This window comes from Mesorhizobium sp. M7A.F.Ca.US.014.04.1.1, assembly GCF_003998745.1.
Lineage (GTDB): Bacteria > Pseudomonadota > Alphaproteobacteria > Rhizobiales > Rhizobiaceae > Mesorhizobium > Mesorhizobium ciceri.
This window is the reverse complement of sequence record NZ_RZRW01000763.1, coordinates 1-2,221: the sequence shown is the minus strand read 5'-3', so window position 1 is coordinate 2,221 and position 2,221 is coordinate 1. Positions and strand designations below refer to the sequence as shown.

2 protein-coding genes are annotated in these 2,221 nt (G+C 54.2%); one reads left to right on the top strand and one right to left on the bottom strand.

Translation table 11 applies throughout. The features are described 5' to 3' along the window. The coding region (locus EOA22_RS31150) for a glycosyltransferase family 25 protein (RefSeq protein ID WP_164756090.1) at window positions 1–1,946 on the top strand (1,946 nt) is incomplete at its 5' end. A gap of 41 nt (window positions 1,947–1,987) precedes the next feature. Here the strand turns inward: EOA22_RS31150 and EOA22_RS37830 are convergent. After that, on the bottom strand, window positions 1,988–2,221 hold a 234-nt coding region (locus EOA22_RS37830; protein WP_164756089.1), incomplete at its 5' end, for a hypothetical protein.

Below are 2,221 nucleotides of genomic sequence, written 5' to 3'. Positions count from 1 at the left end.
GCCGCACCCAGGGCCGGACCGCGGAGGGAGCGGAATTTGCGCGTCGAGGGCTCGACCTTGCACAACCCCCCGGACTTTTCATACAGCCTTGGGTCTACGATTACGGATTGCTCGACGAGTTTGCCGTCAATGCCTACTGGACAGGCGCTTACCGGGATTCACTCGACGCCTGTCTGAAATTGCTCGCCAGCGAAAAATTGCCGGCGGAAATGGCGAAGCGCGTGGTAGCCAACGCGCGTTTCGCCACTGACAAGCTTCCGGTGCATGAACCGTCGAATCTCGGGGCGTTCGGGACAGAGAGCTTGATCGATCAGCACAAGCTTATCCGGCAGCGTTCGCTGCGGTCGCGCCTGAAGGGTTCACCGCGCATCCTGATTGCAATCCTGGCAAAGCAGAAGGAACTGGCACTGCCGCTTTACCTCGAGTGCATCGAGGCGCTCGACTACCCGAAGGCATCGATCGTCCTATACATCAGGACAAACAACAATACCGACAGGACCGAGCATATACTGCGCGAATGGGTAGAGCGCGTGGGTCACCTCTATGCTGCGGTCGAAATCGACGCCTCGGACGTCGTCGATCGTGTTGAGCAGTTTGGCGAGCACGAATGGAATGAGACGCGCTTCAGAGTGCTTGGCCGAATCCGCAACATAAGTCTGCGGAAAACGCTCGAGCACGGCTGCGATTTCTATTTCGTGGCCGACGTCGACAATTTCGTGCGATCGGCCACGCTGCGAGAACTTGTCGCGCTTGATTTGCCAATCGTCGCGCCTCTGCTTCGCTCTATCTCGCCGGGCCAATATTATTCGAACTATCATGCCGAGATCGATGCCAACGGGTATTATCTGCAGTGCGATCAGTATGGTTGGGTGCTCAACCGCCACGTGCGCGGCGCCATCGAGGTGCCGCTCGTGCATTGCACATATCTTGTCCGGGCTGACGTGCTGACCGAACTGACATACGAGGACGGCACATCGCGGTACGAGTACGTTGTCTTTGCTGCCAGCGCCAGAAAGGCCGGAATCGTCCAGTATATGGATAACCGACAAGTCTATGGCTACATCACCTTTGGCGATGGCCAATACCATGTGAGTGATGGCATCGAGCGGGCTCGAGCGCTGTTGCATGGTGCGGGCGATACCTCCGCATTCACTGCCGCCACGCCCTCTGTCTCCGGGACGATGCCAGCCCGGCCTGTCGAGCCGACGGGTTCCCCGAAAATTCACCTGATAAACCTAGACCGCAGCATCGAGCGCTGGAGCAGGTACCAAAGTAACAACTGGCATCTATTGAACAATACCGTTCGCGTATCAGCCGTTGACGGCACTTCTCTCGACAGGGAGGCGCTCATCAAGGAAGGTCTGATTACCAGTGATTGTCCGTATCCCCCGGGCACGTTGGGGTGCGCTCTATCCCATATCAGCTTGTGGAAGCTGTCGGCTTCAGAAAACAAGACTATAACTATTTTCGAAGACGATATTCGGTCATCGTTTCGATTCACGGAGGAATCCACCAGTATTATATCTCAAGCACGGGCAGATTGGGATATCATACAGTGGGGCTATATATTTGACCCATCCTTTCTCTGGCTTGACCTTGGTTTCTCAAAAGCCAAAATGGAATTCTACGATCGTCAATATACTAATAGAACTGCCTTGTTCCAGTCCGAGAACTTCTCCAGATTCCTTATCAAGGTAGAGCATTCGTTTGGGCTTCAGGCATACACAATCACACCAAGGGGTGCGCGGATACTTCTGGAAAAGTGTCTGCCGCTCCGCAGCAGACTTATCCCGTTTCCTGGAACTGGCGTCGTACTTGACGACACGGGCATTGACTGCGCGATGTGTGCGGCATACGGCTCGATGCAAGCTTTTCTTTGCATGCCGCCACTCGTTATTCTAGACGATGAGCAACCTTCAGATCGAGTGGCGACGGATCAGGGGTGAGCCTTGAAGGACTCTACCTCGATCGCTGGCGAACGGTCGTTCTATTCATGGCCTAACGGGTAAGGAAGAATTCCTAACACCTGAATGATTACAGCAAATTTTCGCTTTTCTAGATCAGAAAGAGTTGCAACCTTGTCGCGCCTCTTCGTAAAAAGGGCATCAAACTCGACTGCATCGCCATCGAAGTGCGGTACTTGATTAAGCTGGCGTAGGGCGAAACCGAAATCGCCCAGAATGTCGACTATGTCACCAATCAGCTTTTGTCCTCGATATAT